This window comes from Weissella sp. DD23, from assembly GCF_001579105.1.
Lineage (GTDB): Bacteria > Bacillota > Bacilli > Lactobacillales > Lactobacillaceae > Weissella > Weissella cibaria.
Genome location: NZ_KQ970391.1, coordinates 154854 through 155357 on the forward strand (window position 1 = coordinate 154854; position 504 = coordinate 155357).

Sequence of the window (504 nt, forward strand, 5' to 3'; positions counted from 1 at the left end):
TTTGGTAATTACCTGATTCACCGTTTAAATACGGCAACAGAATTGGCACAATTACCGGCGCTTGCGCCATTGGGGCAACGCATTGCACTGCAGCAAGTTGGTGAAGCCATCTTGGCGGGTAATCAATTTGTGCCACCACGTGAGCTACAGATACGACAGGTTGCAGCAATGCAACATCAGACTGCATCGCCCAAATTTTTTTAGAGGATGTGGTCATTTTGAATAAACGATTAACAATGCCAATTAGTGGCTTAGCGATACTGCTGTTTGCTTTTTTTGCGTGGGGCGTCATGCAACATGCAACATGGATTTCAGACATTGATCGCACTGGTATTGCTTGGATTCGAGGTGATTTTACACCTGGCAAAACCGCCTTCTTGACCGGCATTACGCTGTTGGCTCAGCCGGCGACGGGGGTTACCCTGACGGCACTGTTTGTTGTGTGGGCAGTTATCACCAAACGCCTTCGTATGGGGGCGTTTGTAGGATTCAGTGTGGTTGCGG

The 504-nt window shown here is 48.6% G+C and carries 2 pseudogenes; both read left to right on the forward strand.

What is annotated here, in order from left to right:
• Positions 1-204 (forward strand): annotated as a pseudogene (locus tag WEIDD23_RS14410) (ATP-binding protein); the annotation flags it as partial.
• Between the two features lie 5 nt (positions 205-209).
• Positions 210-504, forward strand: a pseudogene (locus WEIDD23_RS13430) (PAP2 family protein); the annotation flags it as partial.